This is a genomic window from Afipia carboxidovorans OM5 (assembly GCF_000218565.1).
Classification (GTDB): Bacteria; Pseudomonadota; Alphaproteobacteria; order Rhizobiales; family Xanthobacteraceae; genus Afipia; species Afipia carboxidovorans.
The window spans coordinates 490,091-509,135 of sequence record NC_015684.1 but is presented as its reverse complement, the minus strand read 5'-3'; the positions used below and the strand labels follow the sequence as shown (position 1 = coordinate 509,135).

Below are 19,045 nucleotides of genomic sequence, written 5' to 3'. Positions count from 1 at the left end.
TCTCATTCGGCGGCTGCCTTGAGGCCAGCTAGCCCTTGTTCGATCGCTGTCTCCTCGGAGGAGATGCTTCGCGGCAGCCGCCATCCCTTAATCAACCCATAGACGGCTGGGATTACGACCAGCGTGAGTACGGTCGAGGAGACCATGCCGCCGATCATCGGCACTGCGATGCGCTGCATCACTTCCGAACCGGTTCCGGTGCTCCACAGGATCGGAACGAGGCCGGCTGTGATGGCGATGACGGTCATCATCTTCGGCCGCACGCGCTCGACGGCGCCGAGCATGATCGCTTCATAGAGATCTGTTCGGGTAAAGGACCGTCCTTCCGCCTCCCGCTCGGCCCTCAATTCCGCCATTGCCTGTTCGAGATAGATCAGCATGACGACGCCGGTCTCGGCGGCGACGCCGGCAAGCGCGATGAAGCCCACTGCCACGGCGACCGACATGTTGAAACCGAGCCACCACATCAGCCAGATACCACCGACCAAGGCGAACGGCAGCGACAGCATGACAATGAGTGTCTCGGTCAACGCCCGGAAGTTGAGGTAGAGCAGCAGGAAGATGACGAGCAGCGTCACCGGCACGACGATCTTCACTCGCGCCTCGGCGCGTTGCAGATACTCAAATTGGCCGCTCCACGAGACATAGGTGCCGGGTGGCAGCTTGACTTCGTTCGCCACCGCTTGCTGTGCCGCGGCGACATAGCCGCCGAGATCGCGGCCCGTAATATCGACGAAGACATAGACCGCGAGCTGGCCGTTCTCGGTGCGGATCGAAGTAGCGCCGCGCGTGAGTTCGACATTGGCGACTTCGCCGAGCGGCACCGTTCCGCCTCCCGGCAGCGGTACTTGCACGTCGCGAGCGATCGACTGCGGATCACTCCTGAAAGCGCGCGGATAGCGGATGGTGACGGCATAGCGTTCGCGGCCCTCGACGGTAGTGGTCACCGTCTCGGCCCCGAGCGCGCTTGCGATTACGGCCTGGACGTCGCCGATGGCTAAGCCGTAGCGACCGAGCGCGTCGCGATCCGGTACAATGTCGAGGTAGTAGCCGCCGATGACCCGCTCTGCATAGGCGCTTGATGTGCCCGGCACTGATCTCAGCACCCGCTCGATCTCACGAGCCGTCTGCTCCATCTGAGCGAGGTCCGTTCCGAACACTTTGACACCGACGGGCGTGCGAATGCCGGTCGCAAGCATGTCGATGCGAGCGCGGATCGGCATGGTCCAGGCATTGGAGACGCCAGGAAATTGCAATGCGCTATCCATTTCGGTCTTCAGGCTGTCGATGGTGACACCGGGCCGCCATTCGCTCTTCGGCTTCAGATTGATGATTGTCTCGAACATCTCCATCGGCGCCGGATCGGTGGCGGTGAGCGCACGCCCCGCCTTACCATAGACCGAAGCCACCTCCGGGAAGCTCTTGATGATTCGGTCCTGCACTTGCAGAAGCTCAGCCGCCTTGGTCACAGAGAGTCCCGGCAAGGTCGTCGGCATGTACATCAGCGTCCCCTCGTCGAGGCTTGGCATGAACTCCGAACCGAGTTGGCGTGCCGGCCAGACAGTCACGCCGAGGGCAATAAGTGCGACGAGGATGGTGAGAGTCTTCGCCTTCAGCACGCCGCGGATGATCGGGCGATAGACCCAGATCAGGAAGCGATTGATCGGATTGCGGTGCTCCGGGATGATCCGACCGCGCACGAAAACCACCATGAGTGCCGGCACCAGCGTCACCGACAGCAATGCCGCGGCTGCCATCGCGAAGGTCTTTGTGAAGGCGAGCGGACCAAACATCCGGCCCTCTTGCGACTCTAGTGTGAAGATCGGCAGGAAGGAGACGGTGATAACGAGCAGGCTGAAGAACAGCGCCGGACCAACCTGGCTCGCTGCTTCGATCAGAATTTCGACGCGCGGCTTGTCGGGCGGTGCGCGCTCCAAATGCTTGTGAGCATTTTCGATCATCACGATGGCGGCGTCGATCATGGCGCCAACGGCGATGGCGATGCCGCCGAGGCTCATGATGTTGGAACCAAGCCCGAACGCCTTCATCGCCGCGAAGGCGATGAGGATGCCGACCGGCAGCATCAGGATCGCGACCAGCGCGCTGCGCAAATGCAGGAGAAACACCACGCACACCAGCGCGACGATGATGCTCTCTTCGATCAGCGTGCTTTTCAGGGTTTTGATCGCCCGGCCGATCAATTCGGAACGGTCGTAGACCGGTACGATCTCGGCGCCCTTGGGCAAGCTCGACGCAATCTCTGCAAGTCGCGCCTTGACGTTCTCGATCACGGTCAGCGCGTTGGCGCCGAAGCGTTGCAAAACGATGCCGCTTGCGACCTCGCCTTCGCCATTGAGTTCGGTGATACCACGCCGTTCGTCTGGGACGATCTCGACGCGAGCAACATCTCTCACGCGCAGCGACACGCCGCGGTCGGTTTTCAGCACCACATTCTCGATGTCGGCGACGCTTCGGATATAGCCGCGACCACGTACCATAAACTCGAACTCGGAAAGTTCGACGGTGCGGCCGCCGACATCGGCGTTGCTGGCCTTGACGGCGTCTCGCACCCGGTCGAGCGAGATACCCAACGCCCGCAGCCGGTTCGGATCGACCACGATTGAGTACTGCTTCACGAAGCCACCGACGCTGGCGACTTCCGCGACACCCTCTGCCTTCGAGGCGCCGAAGCGGATGACCCAGTCCTGCAGCGAACGCAACTCGGCGAGCGTCATCTCCTTGGCGACGACGGCATATTGGTAGACCCAGCCGACGCCGGTCGCATCCGGTCCGAGGGTTGGCGTCACGCCCGGCGGCAACCGCTGGGCAGCAGCGTTGAGATATTCAAGTACGCGGCTTCGTGCCCAATAGGGATCGGTGCCATCCTCGAAGATCACATAGACGAAGGAGACGCCGAAGAAGGAGAAACCGCGCACGACTTTTGATTTCGGCACCGTCAGCATCGAGGTCGTCAGCGGATAGGTGACCTGGTCCTCGACCACCTGCGGCGCCTGGCCCGAATACTCAGTGTAGACGATGACCTGCACGTCGGAAAGGTCCGGAATGGCATCGAGCGGCAGGGTCTTCAGCGCATAGAGTCCGGCGGCAACGGCGAAGATCGTTCCGACGAACACGAGCACAAGATTGCGGGCCGACCAGCCAATGAGTCGGGCGATCATGGCCGGGCCTCCGGCGGTGTCAGGTCGCGGAGCGCCGCCTTTAAATTGCTCTCGGCGTCGATCAGGAAGTTCGCCGCGACAACGACACGATCGCCCTCCGCAATCCCCTCACGGATTTCGGTGAACCCTTCGCCACGCAAGCCGATCTTCACGTCGCGCGGTTCGAAGCGGCCCTCTCCACGATCTATGATCACGACCTGTCGTGTGCCGGTGTCGATCACCGCGCTGTCCGGAACGGCAACCACAGGCACGGCATTGCCGGTGCCGATCTCCACTTCGGCATACATATTGGAGAGCAAAACCCCGCTGGGATTGGCAATTTCGATCCGTACCCGCGTAGCTCGCGTCGCTTCACTAACCTGCGGATAGATCAGAGACACACGTCCCTCGAAGGTGCGACCCGGTAGGCTTCGGATTCGTATCGTTACCGGCGCTCCAATCCGAACGGCCGCAAGATCGAACTCCGGCACATCCGCCAACACCCAGACAGTCGAAATATCCGTGAGGCGGAACAGCACATCGCCCGGCGCCACCTTCATGCCTTCAACGACATTGCGTTCAAGCACGACGCCGTCGCGCGGAGCGCGCCAAGTGATCGATAGCGGAACCTTGCGGGTACGCTCGATCTCGGCGATGGCCTCGGGTGGCACTCCCAGATTTTCCAGGCGCTGGCGAGCACCGCCGATGGCGCTGTCGCGACCGCCACTATTGAGATCACTGAGAAACAGCGCACCCGCGGCAGCGATGTCAGGTGAGTAGAGTCGGACCAGTATCTGGCCTTTCGTGACCCGGTCTCCCGTCGTGACGTTCGCCACCTCGTTGACGAAGGCATCGCTCCGGGTTGCGACCACCGAGACTCGCCGCTCGTCGAGCTGAATGGTTCCCGGTACTCGAACAAGTCTGCCGACGGTCCGCCGCTTGACCAACTCGGATCGCACACCAGTTCGCTGCAATTTGCCGAGCGACACCTGCACGACTGAGCTGCCGTCGTCCTCTCCCTCGTAGACGGGGATATAGTCCATCCCCATCGAGTCTTTCTTTGGCACAGGCGAGGTGTCAGGCAGCCCCATCGGGTTGCGGTAGTAGAGAATGCGCTGCGTGCCAGTCTGCCCCGCCGGCTCGGCTGGTGTCGGCAACTTGTCTTCGAAAGTCACATCCTCGCTGGCGCGAACGGCGCGGAAAGCACGGCCGTCCGCGGTTTGGCGAGGTATTGCCGAGTAAGCTGGCTTACCGTCAGGATCCTGATAGTAAATCGCCGCTCCCGTGCCGAGTGGCTTCGACGCCGCCAAGGTTGCCTCGACATAAAACCATTTTGTAAGGCCGGTGAGCGGAAGACCCCGAACACCCGCCCAATAGCCTCCGACCCCCGCCGCCAAAATGGCGGCGAGGCCGAGGCCCATGAGAGCGAGCCGTTTCATGGTGTCGCTTTCAGGACCAGTTTGTTCTCGATCGTCCCGGTCTCACCCTGGATCTTGGCGCCCAGCGAAAGCCGCCAGCCACCAGCCATCGTCAGGTTGGTCTTGAAGCGATAGACACCCGGCTCGGTCGATGGCAAAGCCTCGATCGGCGCCGCCATCGTCTCCATGCCATCAGGCGCCATGTCGATCCGCGTCGCGAAGATGACCGCGTCCGGAACCGCCTTGCCGGATCGTTTTTCGACGAGCCGGACGGCGACGATGGCGCCCTTGCCGTGCTTGACCTCAGTTTGAACGAGTCGAAACTCATAGTCCGTGATATCGGCTTTAGCTGCCGAGAAGGCCGTCACAGAAAGCGCGGCCGCAAGCGCCGCCGTAACGGCGTGCTTCATAAGAGCGGTTGTCATAGTTTGATGTTCCCAGTTTCATCGGAGCCGCCGTGCGCATGGCCAGGCGTTGCGCGGCCTAGGCCACGCGCTTTCGACCGCCCGAGCACACGCTGGGGCGGCGCGAACCGGCACCGAAGTGCCGGCGATGTTCTAGGCTCTTGGAGGTCGAGCTGGAGGTTCTACAGCGAGCGCATCGCGCACGACGTCGTTGCCTGGAGAAAGGGAATCGCTTTGATCCCAAAAAATGAAGGCAAGGCTCGAAAGCGTCGGCGTGACTGAGAAGCACTTGGCCATACAGGTCGCCATCAACGGGCAGGACTTCTGGCAATCCGGGACAGCCGGCTTCTCATGCGGGCAGCAGGGCATATCGTCCGGCATTGATGCCATGGACATATCAGAGGCGGCCGCCACCATAGCTCCGCTCACCGATGCGGTGAACGGTCCGGCAATAAGCCCCACGATCGCAAGGATCGGGAGCAACCTGCGGAGCCAGATGCCTACCCTCATGATCGGAAAATGGCACAGGCTTCGCGTTCTGGGAAGGTGGGGGAAATGACCCTTTCGTGAAGAGTCGCGGAACGACAGATCCCGTGTCGGGTGGCTTTTTGGCTCATTTCAAGTCGTTGCATTCCATCTCAAGAGGACACCGCCGACAGGTTCATCCGCCGCATCGGAGCTTCTCCACTTTCCTTGCGCTCGAAGTAACGGTCGGTGAGATAAGCCGACACATCGCGCGTCAGCAGCGTGAACTTGACCAGTTCCTCCATCACATCGACCACGCGGTCATAATAGGACGAGGATTTCATCCGGCCTGCTTCGTCAAACTCGTGAAACGCTTTTGCGACGGACGACTGGTTGGGGATCGTCACCATCCGCATCCATCGGCCGAGCACGCGCATCTGGTTGACCGCGTTGAAGCTCTGCGAGCCGCCTGACACCTGCATGACGGCAAGCGTTCGCCCTTGCGTCGGCCGGAGGGCGCCGACCGACAGAGGAATCCAGTCGATTTGCGCCTTCATCACCGCGCTCATGGCGCCGTGCCGCTCCGGGCTTGTCCAGACCTGGCCCTCCGACCAGAGCGATAGCTCTCGCAGCTCTCGCACCTTCGGGTGATCGATTGCCGCTCCATCAGGTAACGGCAAATCATGCGGATCGAAGATGCGGGTCTCCGCGCCGAAGTGCTTCAGCAGGCGCTCCGCCTCTTGGGTCAGAAAGCGGCTGTATGACCGCTCGCGAAGCGAACCGTAAAGCAACAGAATGCGAGGCGGATGGGTCGAAGGTGTTGCCCGCAGTCGATCAATATGTGGCACAGCGATGCAATCCGCATCGACATTAGAGAGGTCTAGCAAGGTCAATGGTTGGCCTCCACGATAGCCGCGCCCTTACTGTCGCGCTCGTACCAACCCTTGGAGCGGTTCACGATCCAGACGACGGAGAGCATAACCGGCACTTCGATCAGCACCCCGACAACGGTCGCGAGCGCCGCGCCGGAGTGAAAGCCGAACAGACTGATGGCAGCCGCAACAGCCAGCTCGAAGAAATTGGACGCACCAATCAGAGCCGAGGGGCCAGCGACACAATGTTGCTCACCTGAGATCCGATTGAGCAGGTAGGCGAGCCCGGAATTGAAATAGACCTGGATCAGGATCGGCACGGCGAGCAGCACGATCACCATCGGCTGCGCGATGATCTGCTCGCCCTGGAAGCCGAACAGCAGCACCAGCGTCGCCAGCAGCGCCACCAGCGAGACCGGCCCGAGCTTCGCAAGCAGCCGGTCGAGTGCTGCTTGCCCGCCATTCGCCAGAAGGCTGCGGCGCACGATCTGCGCGACGATTACCGGGATGACGATGTAGAGCACGACCGACAGGATCAGCGTGCCCCACGGCACGGTGATCGCTGACAAGCCGAGCAGCAACCCGACGATAGGGGCGAAGGCGATAACCATGATCGCGTCGTTGAGCGCCACCTGACTCAACGTGAAATGCGGCTCGCCCTTCGTGAGATTCGACCAGACGAACACCATTGCCGTGCAAGGCGTGGCGGCGAGGATGATGAGACCGGCGATATAGCTGTCTATCTGTTCGGCGGGCAGCAGCGGCCGGAACAGCCAGCCGATAAGGAGCCAACCGAGCAGAGCCATGGAGAACGGCTTCACCGCCCAATTGACGAACAGCGTCACGCCGATGCCGCGCCAGTGACGGCCGACCTCGCCGAGCGCGGCGAAGTCGATCTTCAGGAGCATCGGAATGACCATGAGCCAGATCAGCACCGCCACCGGCAGGTTGACCTTGGCGATTTCCGCTGCGCCGATCGCGTGAAACACGCCCGGCATGACATGGCCGAGCGCGATGCCGACGACGATGCAAAGCGCGACCCAGAGGGTGAGATAGCGTTCGAAGGTGGACATGGTTTTCCTCAAGCCGTCGCGATGCGGCGGCCTTGTTCGTCGATGACGCGCTCGCCGTCTTCCTTGATGAACTCGCCTTGCTGCTGCGGCAGCAGGTCGAGAGCTTCTTCAGACGGCCGGCAGAGTTTCACACCCTTGGGACTGACGACAACCGGCCGATTGATAAGGATTGGATGCGCCATCATGGCGTCGAGAAGCTGGTCATCGGTTAGCTCTGAATCGGCAAGGCCAAGCTCTGCGTAGGGTGTGCCCTTTTCACGCAGGAGCGCCCGGACGGAGATGCCTATGCGCGCGATGAGTTGCGTCAGCAGCGCGCGCGACGGTGGCGTCTTGAGATATTCAATGACATGCGGCTCGACGCCGGCGTTGCGTATCATCGCCAACGTGTTACGCGAGGTGCCGCAGTCGGGATTGTGATAGATGATGACATCCATGGCCCTGCCTCACGCCGCGCTGTTGCGAGGCGAGGACGCGCCGTCCGATTGCCCGATTTCTACGAGCTTCGTGCGCAGCGATGCCTTGTCGAGGCTCGATATCGGCAACGCCGCAAAAACAGAGATGCGGTTCCTCATATAACGAAACGCGGCAACGAAGGCGGCTTCCTTCTGGATGTCGGAACCTTCCATCGCAGCGGGGTCTTCTATGCCCCAATGCGCCGTCATCGGCTGGCCCGGCCAGACCGGGCAAGTTTCGCCGGCGGCGTTGTCGCAAACCGTGAACACGAAATCCATGACCGGAGCGTCAGGCCCCGCAAACTCCTCCCAGCTTTTCGAGCGGAAGCCATCGACGGGATAATCGAAGCTCCTCAGCACCTTCAACGCGAAGGGATTGACCTCGCCCTTGGGCTGGCTGCCTGCGGAAAAGGCACGAAAGCGGCCGGCTCCATCCTTGGCGAGAATACTTTCGGCAAGGATCGAGCGAGCCGAATTGCCGGTGCAAAGGAAAAGGACATTGAAGATGCGGTCTGGCTGATCTGCATCAGACATCGGAAGCACCTTTCGCGGGTTCGCAACAGGAGGACAGCGCGGCGACGGCCGGATTGCACACCTCGGGATGGCCCTGGCAGCAATCGCGCATGAGGAATTCAATGAGGCTGGAGAGCGTCACCAGCGCCGCGCTGTAGATGATCGAGCGTCCTTCCCGCCGAGACTCGACAAGTCCGGCCTGCTCGAGATGGCCCAGGTGAAAGGACATCCGCGAGGAGGATGCGCTGTCCATGGCCTCGCCGATGGCGCCGGCCGACATCCCTTCGGGACCGGCCGTGACCAAATGACGGACGATACGGAGCCTTGTTTCCTGCGAAAGCGCGGCGAAGGCGTCGAGGGCCTGTTTTTCGTACATCAATATCTCAATATCTCAAGAATCATTGAGGTATTGAATACACCAAGAATTCGTCTCGCGCCAGTCCGCGAAAAGCGATTTTGGCGTCGAGCCCTCTATGACGGTCTTGCACGAAGGCGGTGCGCGACGAGATAACATTAATTGATGACGGCAAAAGATCAGTCAGCTTTACGCTGTAGTGTCATCAGCGCCCCATGCTTCGATTACGGTTTTCAAGGGGAACGGCGTGGTATCTTTTGCCCACTCGTAGAACGGTGCTGCGGTCTGGCTATATGGACCAGGCTCGGCTCGGTCGAGCTGCACCCGCGTCGGGATATGAAACGCACTCCCAAACACGATCGCTTCACCCGAGGACAGTATTGTTACCTGATCGAGCAGACGCCGCGCCTGCATGGGAATGATGCGGCGGAAATGGTCAATATCGTCCGGGTTCTGCAAGCGATGACTGATGAAGTTGGCGCATTGGCTGATGATAGTCTGGCTGATCTCGCTAGGCCGCTGGCTTGCGATCATAAGCGACAAACCGAACTTCCGCCCTTCCTTGGCGATACGTTCATAGGCTAAACGCGCCAGCCGATGGCCGCGATCTTCGTCCGTCCTCGCTGGTCGTGCATAGTTATGCGCCTCCTCCAAGACGAGCACCCATGGATGCTTGTAACGCGATGCCGCTGGCAATCGCTCTCTTGCCTCCAACAACAGCCGGCCAATGACAGCGCAGGCATAGGGAAGAATTTCATTGCCCAACATCGAGAGGTCGAGCACCGACACCTTCGGCCCAGTGGCTTTGCCGAGGCCGAAACGCGCAAACCAAGATTCCAGATTTGGAATTTTGGTCGCAGCATCTTCGTAGTTGAGGAACGAGTGCCACCGCCGGTCGTCGAGCCGCGTCTTCAATCTCAATTTCAGAGTTGTGAGATGTGCATCGACGCGGATGGTATCCTCTTTCGATACCGCGCGATTGATGAGAGACGGGTCTGTCAGCGTTGAACGCGATATGGGCAGCGGAGAATCGGCGGTTCGCGCGGCCTGCTCTCCGACGTAACTGCCTCCGACGATCTTTGCTCGGATTTCGTCCTGAATTTTTCGAGCCTCAGCCTGGATTTGGGCCGCGTTCGCTAGAACTTCCTGATTGAACCCCGTAATGGCTTTGTGGGATGCGAACAGTCCCTCAAAGGTGTTCGTGTCGATACCGGAGCCTACCAGATATCCAACGATCAGATCGCAATATGATCCTGCCGATTTCCGCTGTATCTTCTGAAGATCGGCAAGCAGTTTTTCGATAGAACTCAGCGCACTTTGAAGCGTGTTTAGGTTTGCTACCTGTCCCGCATCACCGCCTTTGGCGATCGCCCACCAATCTTTCAAGACTGGCTCCTGGGTCTGCTCCGCAGCGCTCAACCACGAGCAGATTTCCTCAGCGTTTAGGAACCAAAGCGGAAGTCCAAACTCCTCGCCGTTCAGATAAATGCGATCAGGTAAGCGAGCGGCAGTTTTTCCCGAAGGAAATGCCTTCTCGTACTCGCCGTTGATGTCGAGGATGAAAACATGGGGTTCCTCAGTGGCACCGTCGAGCGCTTTCATCGCCTTCTGAATAAGGCTGGAGACCGAATAGGATTTGCCGGAGCCAGTGTTCCCCACAATGGCGAGCGGGCGTGAGAACAGATCATTATAGGAAGCGCGAACGACGTTCCGGGCTTGCCCCGTTGGAAATCCGATCTTCAGATCGCAATCGAAGTCCTTTTCGTCATACCCTTCCGGTTTGTTCCGACGCGGCGGAATCTCGAAGACCGCTCTTAGCACGTCAGGCGACCCGATTTCCGCCGGCGTGTCGAGGGTCGGCAGGACCGATATGCCGGGGCTGAACGAGGGATCATCGTCCGAATGCTCGATCGTGCCCAACAACTGCACGCTAGCTACGCGGCGGGGCTTCATAAGTTCAAGACTCAGATCGTCCCCACTGGTCGGATCAAAACTTTCGCGCGCTTCAAGGTCTGTAATGATCCCGATGACGGTTTCGCCGGCCCCCAGCGAAAATGTTAGATAGGCGTTGATTGCGATAGCGGCCTGTACGCCGTCTAAAGTTGCACGCAATGCCGAACGAGTTTCAGGGAGGAGTTCGACTTTGACTCTGAACCCCTGAACGGCAACGATATGTCCAACGAGACGAGGGTTATCCATCTCATGCCGCCGGGTCGGGATCAGAAGAAGAAGCCGATGAAGCGATCTGCTTTTCAAACCGCCGCAAGCGCAAGAAGTCGTCGAGCCATTGAACGTCCGGCATCACTGATCGGGCAAAATCATCAAACGTCGCGTGCTTGAATTTGGCAGCGGCGAATGCGGCGTTCGTCGGGCACAACACAAAGGCACGCTTTCCGAGATCTTTGTAGTCACGGATTCGCTTAATAACCGAGCTGGCAGGATTCGGCTCGACCACAAGCATCACCAGCGAGGGATTCATCAGCGCGTTCTCGATAATGCGAGTGACGTGATCGTCACCAAAACCGTAGCCGAGAATGAGCAGAAAGGTTTGTGGAACGCCGAGCCGAACCTGAAATGAGCGGAAAAGATGCGCATAGGGCATCGTCAGGGTTTGGGCGAATTTATTGGCGGTTGGGAGAATGCCGACGGAGGGAACGGCACCAGATAGCTTGGTCAGCAATGCGGCTTTTTCGTCGGGCTTCAGGTCCGCATAACCTTGAAAGGGCGTGAGATTGGGATGGCGCGCGCGCATTTCGCCATCCCGTTCGAACCAATGGATGGACCCGTGCAGTTTGTAGAAATGCAGAAATTTATCGAAGCGACGGACACGGCCCTCGGCGACCTCGCCTGGGTAGTAGATATCCAATCCATAGACGGAGGGATCGAACCGCGCAGCCGCCCGACCAGTAAAGCCATCGAAATACTGGATGCCCAGCAACTCCAATGCCTGCTCGAAAAGGGTATCATAGTTGAGCGTGAAAAGGTGGGCACGCCCTAAATTGCTATCGCGCGCCACCAGCTTGGACAGGAACGCGAGTTGCGGAGCAATCTCACTCGCGGACTTCGCTACGGTCGTATTCGGAAGCGTTAGCGCGCACTCCGCAAAAATGGAGGTGCGCAGCCGGTCAACGAACCATTGAAGCTCTTTGACGCTTGGCGCGGGGGTCGTGGACCATGTTACGCCGGAAAACGGTGTCTCTTTCGAACCTGCAATGACGAAAGCGTTGGCGACAAACGAAAGCCACGCCTCAAACCCAATCCCATCGCCGAGCACATCAAGATCGACTGCATCCTTCCTTGCCTTGATGATCGCCGCTATCGACGGTGGAAGATCGGACAACGCTTCAATCGTCGCGAAGACGGCCTTTTCAAGATCGGCCATCGTCTTGCCCTTGGCCGAAACCGACGTTCCCGAGCCCGTCAGAACGACAAGGTTCTCCATCCGGAGCCATTCAGAAATCAACGCCTGAAGACGAATACGCCCGGCTTTCTGATCGAGATCTTGCAGGAGATCGCCAGCGCTGCCGTCTTCAGTTTGACCGATGAGCTGATATTCATTCGGCGGCGTGGATGCAGTTGTCATCATTTCTCCCCCAAGCCGCAGGATCCCCCATAGTATTTTCCCTTGCAATCAGGACTTTAACTATCTGCCACGGCATCGCTATTTCTTCGCAGTCTCAAACCGCTCCCGCATCGGATTGATTATCTGAAGGCCGACAAAATCTTTCTCGTTATCCGTCACCACGACGCATTCGTTGGCGGCAGCGACGGCAGCAATAATCATGTCCAACCCGCTTTTCGGTCGGCCGGCAATTTTCCCCTTCGCCATGAGGTCCGCCCAGATCAAGCCCGCCTTGTCGTCAAATGCCAGGATGCGACCGGCGAACAGGGCCCGCGGCCCTTCGGGCCCGTTAAACCAAGCGTCGAGCGTGTCGCGCTTCTTGCCCCGCGGCTTTTCCAGAATGCCGCGTCGGATTTCAGCTATTGTCAGGGAAGCAATGAACAGATCATCGTCCTGCTGCGCGGCCATCCACGTCAAAAGAGCCTCCGAAGGCTTCGGCTTGATGACGTTGCTGATGATGTTGGTGTCGAGCAGATAGCGGGTCAAAGATCGACCTTGCGCCCTTCCTCGCGCTGCCGGCTAAGGTCAAGGTCTGCACCGACAAGCGGCGATCGGCGGAGAGCGGCGAGGATGCCCCCCTTCTTGGGAGGCTCGCCAGCAACGGCTTCACCGACTATGGCGCGCAATTTCGATGCTTCGGCATCATCCTCGGCAAGCCGGCGTGCCAAGGACCGGATTAGATCGCGATCAGCGTCACGGGCAAGCACCTCGAAGCGCGCAAGGCCGCGCTCGCCCAAGCGGGTCCGGTAGTTCTGAATGGCTCGACGTTGTGAGTTTCCCATCGGGGTCTCCACGAGATTTCCAGTAATATATCCAGAGACAGGCGATTTGCAAGGCGTAGCCAGCGGTTTCGGTCAAAATGACGCCGGGTCATTGCGCCCTGAACGCCATACTCGTCCCGATTCCACGCTAAAGCATCCGATTTCTACGCTCCGCTTAGCGGCCGTCTTTCCAATGGCGCGACGCGCGACGATCTTCCTCCGTGAGACAGCATGAGGGAATGTGCGCGCTCGTGAGAGGTAAGCTGCCGATCTCGCAGCGCCACATCGATCGAAGGTCTCTTTCAGAAGTGCGGACGTTTGGAGCGCGCACGCCTAAATCGCGAGGAGCCGAAATGTCAGAATCAAAATTTCTAACACCAGAGGAAGTGTCCGAACGCTATCGCGGCGGCATCACGGTCGGCACGCTCCGGAATTGGCGGGGTATGCGGATCGGCCCTTCCTTCGTTAAGATTGGAAAGACGATCCTCTATCCGATAGAATCATTGGCTGAGTGGGACCGCGCAAACATCGTGACGTGCCGTGCGCCAAAAGGACTCACCATGAATGCCGGTGAAGATGCGGGTTGAACATGGAGATGCCCGTCATACACCTTGCCGCGACTACTGTGCGCGATAGCGATGCGACGCGTTGATCGCCGCGCGGACGCGTGTCCTCTACCCATCACGCGACCTTGACGCTTGGGACGAGAAGAACAAAGTGACGTGCCCTACGTCAGCGCGATTCATGGTGCAGCCAGATGACGCTAAATGAGCGACTGCCCTGGCCCGATCACGCGCATTCGGCCTCAAATTTCTCGAGCAAAGACGCCGCCAAATCTGGCCCTTCCAGGTACAGGCCGATTTCATCCAGCGGGTTGTCCTCGAGGCCTGACTGCGAACCCCAGTTCAAACTGCTGACCACGATATGATTGCTGTCCCAGACCAGAAACTTCGCATGTAGCTGCGGCTCGGGTACCCCGATGAGTTCGACTATTCCATGGAGCCGTTCTCGATGTTTCGTCACATGTCCGCGTTTCACCGGGCCAGAACGGCGCGAATAGTAGATCCGGACATCGCTCAGCCGCCTTCCTGCCACCTCAGCTGGATCGAACAGCGCCGGAACCATGTTAGCCCCGACCTTGTTTGTACAGCAAACGAAGCGTTGCTGCGCATCGTGAGCAGCAACTCGCAGCAGGCGCTCATGGTCGGCGGCATGCAGAATTGTCAGCTTGGCAGCTGGCGTCTCCTCTTCTTCCGAGTTCGACAGCATGTTTCGCTGACGACGCAGTTCGGATGCCATGAACTGTAGCGTTTCCACGGATCGGCTTGCACTGGCGAGTTTGGAGACAATCTCACGGAGCAAATCCAACCCTTCTGCGACCGCATTGGCCTCTCTGAATTCGGCCGAGACTTCAACTGCCGAGAAGGGGGAGTGGAGCCAATTGCACGAACCCATCAGCACAACCGCACCATCGTGACCGTCGTCGGCTGCTAGGAACTTGGCATGACTGCCAACAGGATCCCTTTGCACCTGCAGATAGCCCCTTGTTTGTCTCGCGGCGGACAAGCGAAGATACAGTTCTTGCATGGCCGCGGCGTGCTTGGCGCGATCGAGCGATGTGCCGAAAAAGAGGTGGCATCTGACACCCCGTTCGCACGCATTCTCCAATGCTCGCACGATGCGTTCCCGGCGATCCCTGCCTTTCTCGTCGGACTGCGCGGCCACGAAAGTAGATAGAACAAATACGTTGGATTTGGCGGCGCCCACAATCTGCTCGAAGCGCTGCAAATGCTGCTCGGCGCCGACGATAAGTTGATCGGCGTCAAAGCGCGTCTCGATTGATACGGGACGCTCCGGTGGCGGAGACGTGGTTCTTGGTAGAATCCCGGTCTTGATCGTCCCCTTGAGGGACTCAACGAGTTGATCGCTTGAACCTTGCGGAAACACACCGGCCGCGACTTCGTCGAGGTCAAGCACCAAAAATCTCTTCTCGAGAAAAGAGCTGTTGGCCTGAACGCCTCGCAGCCATTCACCCGGTCTGAGCATACCCACCATAAACTCGTTGACGCGCTGCATCATCGAATAGTGCGTCTCTGGCGGCTCTCCTTTGGGAAAGGTGATGATTGCACCTTTGGCGGGAAGTTTGGTGACGGGGATTGTGTCAACGTCCCTTGTCCTGAACACGGATAGTCCGACCTTCTCATAGACGACACTGATGCCGATCTCACGATCGGCAGTGCGTTCCGGAAGCGCATGCCCAGTGCGGATGAAGTCGTGACCGACGCTGCTTGTGGATAGGACCGGTTGCGGCGACAACCGGACTTCAGCAAGCCCGAATTGCATGAGTCGGGCGACAGTAGAGCCGACTAGCTGTCGGGGAATTTTCAGAATCTTGGAAACGTCCTCGATCGTTCCCGGACTTCGATCCAGTGACAGCAGGATCATTTCCTCGACCGGACTCCAGCCCCAGATCCGCTGGACGATGCCGGGCGCTCGATAGTGCCACGCCGGGATGTAGATGTTTTTCACCGGGAGAGCCTCCCCTGCTCATCGACAGGGACGACGCAGGCACCTTTGCCGACCGACGGAAAGTCAGCCTCGGACAAGCGCTCGACTTCGTTGAGCATGATCCGCAGAAAGTTGAGTTCATCACTGATCGCGTCGGGGTCGATACCCTCCACCGCATTGCGGATGAACTGACGGCTGGTTGCGAGAACCAGCTTATGCTTGGCGCGACTAAGCAATACGTTCAGGCGCTGAGGGTTCTTCATGAAGCCAAGAGCCCTTGATCCGACGAGGACGTTATTGCGAACAAGGCTAGCAAGGACAAGGTCGGCCTCGCCGCCCTGAAAGCTGTCGCTCGTGCAGACGAACTTTCCATCGCCCCGCGGGCTGGCGAAGCCAAACAGAGTGCCAGCGGACACATCAATCAGAGGCTTGATCAGTCGTTCGAGATGATTGACCTGCGCAAGATATGGAGACAGCACGATAAGGGTCGGCACCGGTTCGCCCTCACGAAGTATAGGGCGCAGCTTCGCCATAGCGGCCAGCAGGGCTGTCGCCTCGACCTCGTTGCGATAAGAGCGCCTTACCGTTTGTTCGAATGCCCGCCTCTTGACCACGCTAAGCGAGGGCACATCCAGAATGACGACTGGAGAACTAGAAAATCCCTCGGTGCATTCTACGGCTTGCTTGCGAGTCTTCGCTCTGTCCGAGGATGCAAGCTGTCGCTTGTAGAACGTGTTGGAAACCAGCTCGCATATCGCAGGATGCATACGGCTCTGCTCGCGTAGCATGTCGGCGATCATGCTGGGGCGCCCGGTCTCCCTAGCCCTGATCTCTTCTCTCTCGGCAATCGATTTGAATGGCTCTTCAAGCCGAGACGCGATGGCAAGGACGTCGCCGAGCAGAAATTGATCTGCCTTCAGTGCATTGAGGGCAACCTCCACCTCACCCGGCAGGTCAGGGATCGCGGACAGTTTCTCCTTTGCACCCCGCAGAAGCTCGCTAGCCCGGCTGGCATCGTAGAACTTCTGACGATCCGCCGCATCGAAGGGCGATAGCTGATTGTGATCGCCGATCATCACCCGCCGGTTTCCTAGGAGCAGGGCACCGATCAGTTCGGCACCGTTAGCCCGCGCCGCCTCCTCGATAAAGACCCAGTCGAACTGTTCGCCATCGGCAATCATCTCCTCAAGAATATGCGACGACGTAGTAGCCAGCGTCACATCCGATGATCGCAGCATCAAATTGTCGGTATCGCGGAGAGTGCGATCCGCAATCGACTGCTCCGAGGTATCTACAGGTCTGAGTGCCTGGATGATTTGATTGAGCTGATTGGCCATGATCGCGGCGCTAGCCGAGTCAGGTTTCGACACGGAGCGTAGCAGAGAATGTGAACTCCGCCTCAGCGTGCTCTCTTTTTCGCTGGAGCGAGATCGCTCGACGCGAACGACGATGGTGGAAGTTGCGGGGAGGAACTTGCGAAGCTCATCCTCCATGTGACCAAGCGTCTCGTGGTTCTGAGATGACACGAGGATTCTTGCATCAGGCGTTTTGTGCAGGATGCTCTTCACGAGGTGTGAGATCAAAAAGGTCTTGCCCACACCCGGTGGACCGACAACCACATTGATGGATCTGCCAGCGACGATTGATTCCCAGGCCTCGATCTTGGATCGTTCCATATCGGCATCGGCTGGTGGCGGGCTGGGCGAGGCGATGTCGCGCAACACTTCATCCATGGCAACCTGGGCCGGATCGTCCAGCGCCCTCAGCAGTTCGACATTGGACCTCGCGGCCACAACATTCTGCAGCCGTCGCCGGATGGCCCGCTCGGCACCAGTGTCCTTGCGAGGGCGCAGGAAAAGCCGTTGCCCTGCTTGGATCGACAGGTTGCTTCCGAAAGCAAACGCCGTCTTTCCCTTGACGAGGCCGTTGCCTTCATAGCTGAGTTCAGGCACACGCTCGCGGCCCATCGCGAGGCCCGCCGTTTGCGATAGTGTCCAGTTTGCTTTTCCGTCGTCATACTTCAGTTCGCGCCTTAGCGCCTCAGCTGCTGGGCGCAGCCCCACCGTTTCGCGTTGGGCATCACGCTCTGCGTCATCACTTGGCGCTAGCCAAACGACGTTCGCCTCTGCGTTAGTTGGAGCAAGTACATCGACGGGATAGAGGCGAAACTGCTCCCTCAGCAGAGTGAAGGCTTCGAGAAGGATGAGAGCGAACCATATTGGAACATCAGTGGTGCTGTCAGCAGACCGGACAGGCTCCAAGAGGTCGCGCCAACGCTTGGCGCCTGGCCCGAGATTTCGAACCCGCTCTTCGGCGTTCGCTCGATTTCTTGAGAGGTGCAGTCGATGAACGATGTCCACCGCGCCATTCATCCATTCGTTTGCGCGGCGCTGGTGCGCCCCTTCGATCATACCGACAGAGTCGCTCATGATTCGTATGTTGTAGATCGCGAGGTCGGTCATGAGGCGCGCCGTATCCTGTCCGGCTGGGACAAGGCGAGCGCCGGTCGAAAGCAAATCGTCGGCGACAAACTGCATGATCGCGGCACTGTCGGCTGCGGGTATGGTGCCCGAAGAGAGAGCCGGCAAATCACTCTGAGCGACACTCCTCGATGGATAGAGAATTAGTTCGCCGTCCGAACTTGAGCCAACCCTGTCAAGTTCGGTGACGACATTTCGCAGCTCGTCGAGGACAACCGCTCCATCAAAGAGCTGAAACTGCGGCGGACTGGCAAGCCGTTCAAGCATTCGGCGTTCGACGGACAGAAGCGCGGGAGGTGTGTCACCGTCTAGGCCAAGGAGCGCGCCGGCAACGGCAGCCAGATCGATCCAGTCCTGCCGGAAAGAGATCACGGCGGAAGCGCGCAGTAGGTGCCCGTTTGCTTCGAGATCGCCATCCGAGATATGGACGCAGGCCTCGACACCGCCGAGACGATAATCAGCGCTTTTGTCTCTATGCGAAAATATCGAATGCGGGCTGACGCCACCATGCACGATGCCGGCGTCGTGACACAGCGCTAGTGCTTCTGCGACGCGAACCATGTTTCGCCAGAAGACACCACGACTTGCGCTCGCCAGATAGCGCCCCTCGCTCGTGCTGCGACGGTGCAATGCTCTGGAGATCGGCCCCCCAGGGTCGACCATGACAATAGCCAGCTCATGCTGGTCTTCCGCGATTTCGAGAACCTCGACGAGAACGTCTCGAGCACGACGTGATGAGAGCACTCGTCGTATCCGTCGCAGTCCGCGGGCGACAATTGCCCGCAGATCATCGTCGAGCGCTGTGCCTGTTTTCTTGAACAAGCGCACAAGATACGCCTCGCCATCCGCGACGCCGATAGCAGTGCGCAGGTGAGAGTCCCACCCTCCCGACAACCGCGCAAAAGAGTCTTCTGCAAATTTGAAACGCGAATCTAGCGGCGCGGTACTCTTTTTCTTATCTACA

Annotated in this window: 16 protein-coding genes; 2 read left to right on the top strand and 14 right to left on the bottom strand. The window is 59.2% G+C overall.

The genetic code is table 11. The features are described from left to right. Positions 1 to 2 precede the first annotated feature (2 nt). Genes OCA5_RS02435 through OCA5_RS02425 form a run of 3 tightly spaced genes read right to left on the bottom strand, consistent with a single transcriptional unit; the run spans position 3 to position 5,001 of the window. A complete protein-coding gene (locus tag OCA5_RS02435; RefSeq protein WP_012561208.1) occupies positions 3 to 3,179 on the bottom strand; it encodes an efflux RND transporter permease subunit in 3,177 nt (1,058 codons plus the stop codon). Next, positions 3,176 to 4,597, bottom strand: a complete 1,422-nt coding sequence (locus OCA5_RS02430; protein ID WP_012561209.1) for an efflux RND transporter periplasmic adaptor subunit — start codon at positions 4,595 to 4,597, stop codon at positions 3,176 to 3,178. The genes OCA5_RS02435 and OCA5_RS02430 overlap by 4 nt, the downstream gene beginning before the upstream one ends. Beyond that, positions 4,594 to 5,001, bottom strand: coding sequence for a FixH family protein (locus OCA5_RS02425; RefSeq protein WP_013912794.1), 408 nt, complete (start codon positions 4,999 to 5,001; stop codon positions 4,594 to 4,596). Before OCA5_RS02425 ends, OCA5_RS02430 begins: the two co-directional genes overlap by 4 nt. A gap of 226 nt (positions 5,002 to 5,227) precedes the next feature. On the opposite strand from OCA5_RS02425, the gene OCA5_RS19360 reads away from it, so the two are divergent. Then, a complete protein-coding gene (locus tag OCA5_RS19360; protein ID WP_041559534.1) occupies positions 5,228 to 5,539 on the top strand; it encodes a hypothetical protein in 312 nt (103 codons plus the stop codon). Between the two features lie 79 nt (positions 5,540 to 5,618). Here OCA5_RS19360 and arsH read toward each other — a convergent pair whose 3' ends face one another. From arsH to OCA5_RS02375, 9 genes are all read right to left on the bottom strand, one after another. Then, the gene (gene arsH, locus OCA5_RS02415) at positions 5,619 to 6,338 is read right to left on the bottom strand and encodes an arsenical resistance protein ArsH (protein WP_012561211.1); all 720 of its coding nucleotides are present in this window, start codon (positions 6,336 to 6,338) and stop codon (positions 5,619 to 5,621) included. Further along, positions 6,335 to 7,390 (bottom strand): ACR3 family arsenite efflux transporter, encoded by a 1,056-nt coding sequence (gene arsB / locus OCA5_RS02410; protein WP_012561212.1) that lies wholly within the window; start codon positions 7,388 to 7,390, stop codon positions 6,335 to 6,337. The genes arsH and arsB overlap by 4 nt, the downstream gene beginning before the upstream one ends. An 8-nt stretch (positions 7,391 to 7,398) precedes the next feature. Beyond that, positions 7,399 to 7,824, bottom strand: coding sequence for an arsenate reductase (glutaredoxin) (gene arsC, locus OCA5_RS02405; protein ID WP_012561213.1), 426 nt, complete (start codon positions 7,822 to 7,824; stop codon positions 7,399 to 7,401). Between the two features lie 9 nt (positions 7,825 to 7,833). After that, positions 7,834 to 8,376 carry an arsenate reductase ArsC gene (locus OCA5_RS02400; protein ID WP_012561214.1) on the bottom strand — a complete coding sequence of 181 codons (543 nt, stop codon included), beginning with the start codon at positions 8,374 to 8,376 and terminating at the stop codon, positions 7,834 to 7,836. After that, a complete protein-coding gene (locus OCA5_RS02395) occupies positions 8,369 to 8,731 on the bottom strand; it encodes an ArsR/SmtB family transcription factor (protein WP_012561215.1) in 363 nt (120 codons plus the stop codon). The genes OCA5_RS02400 and OCA5_RS02395 overlap by 8 nt, the downstream gene beginning before the upstream one ends. Positions 8,732 to 8,899: 168 nt before the next feature. Next, positions 8,900 to 10,909 (bottom strand): ATP-binding protein, encoded by a 2,010-nt coding sequence (locus tag OCA5_RS02390; RefSeq protein ID WP_012561216.1) that lies wholly within the window; start codon positions 10,907 to 10,909, stop codon positions 8,900 to 8,902. 1 nt (position 10,910) lies between these two features. Then, positions 10,911 to 12,293, bottom strand: coding sequence for an SIR2 family protein (locus OCA5_RS02385; RefSeq protein WP_012561217.1), 1,383 nt, complete (start codon positions 12,291 to 12,293; stop codon positions 10,911 to 10,913). A 78-nt stretch (positions 12,294 to 12,371) separates the two neighbouring features. Beyond that, positions 12,372 to 12,818, bottom strand: a complete 447-nt coding sequence (locus tag OCA5_RS02380) for a PIN domain-containing protein (protein WP_012561218.1) — start codon at positions 12,816 to 12,818, stop codon at positions 12,372 to 12,374. After that, complete coding sequence (locus OCA5_RS02375) at positions 12,815 to 13,114, bottom strand: hypothetical protein (protein ID WP_013912792.1); 300 nt, start codon at positions 13,112 to 13,114, stop codon at positions 12,815 to 12,817. The genes OCA5_RS02380 and OCA5_RS02375 overlap by 4 nt, the downstream gene beginning before the upstream one ends. Before the next feature lie 332 nt (positions 13,115 to 13,446). Between OCA5_RS02375 and OCA5_RS02370 the strand changes: the two genes are divergently transcribed. Next, complete coding sequence (locus tag OCA5_RS02370; RefSeq protein WP_012561220.1) at positions 13,447 to 13,680, top strand: helix-turn-helix domain-containing protein; 234 nt, start codon at positions 13,447 to 13,449, stop codon at positions 13,678 to 13,680. 202 nt (positions 13,681 to 13,882) lie between these two features. On the opposite strand, the gene OCA5_RS02365 is transcribed toward OCA5_RS02370, so the two are convergent. Both OCA5_RS02365 and OCA5_RS02360 read right to left on the bottom strand, forming a co-directional pair. Further along, the gene (locus OCA5_RS02365) at positions 13,883 to 15,622 is read right to left on the bottom strand and encodes a phospholipase D-like domain-containing protein (protein WP_012561221.1); all 1,740 of its coding nucleotides are present in this window, start codon (positions 15,620 to 15,622) and stop codon (positions 13,883 to 13,885) included. Beyond that, positions 15,619 to 18,909, bottom strand: a complete 3,291-nt coding sequence (locus OCA5_RS02360; protein ID WP_012561222.1) for an AAA domain-containing protein — start codon at positions 18,907 to 18,909, stop codon at positions 15,619 to 15,621. The genes OCA5_RS02365 and OCA5_RS02360 overlap by 4 nt, the downstream gene beginning before the upstream one ends. Positions 18,910 to 19,045 lie beyond the last annotated feature (136 nt).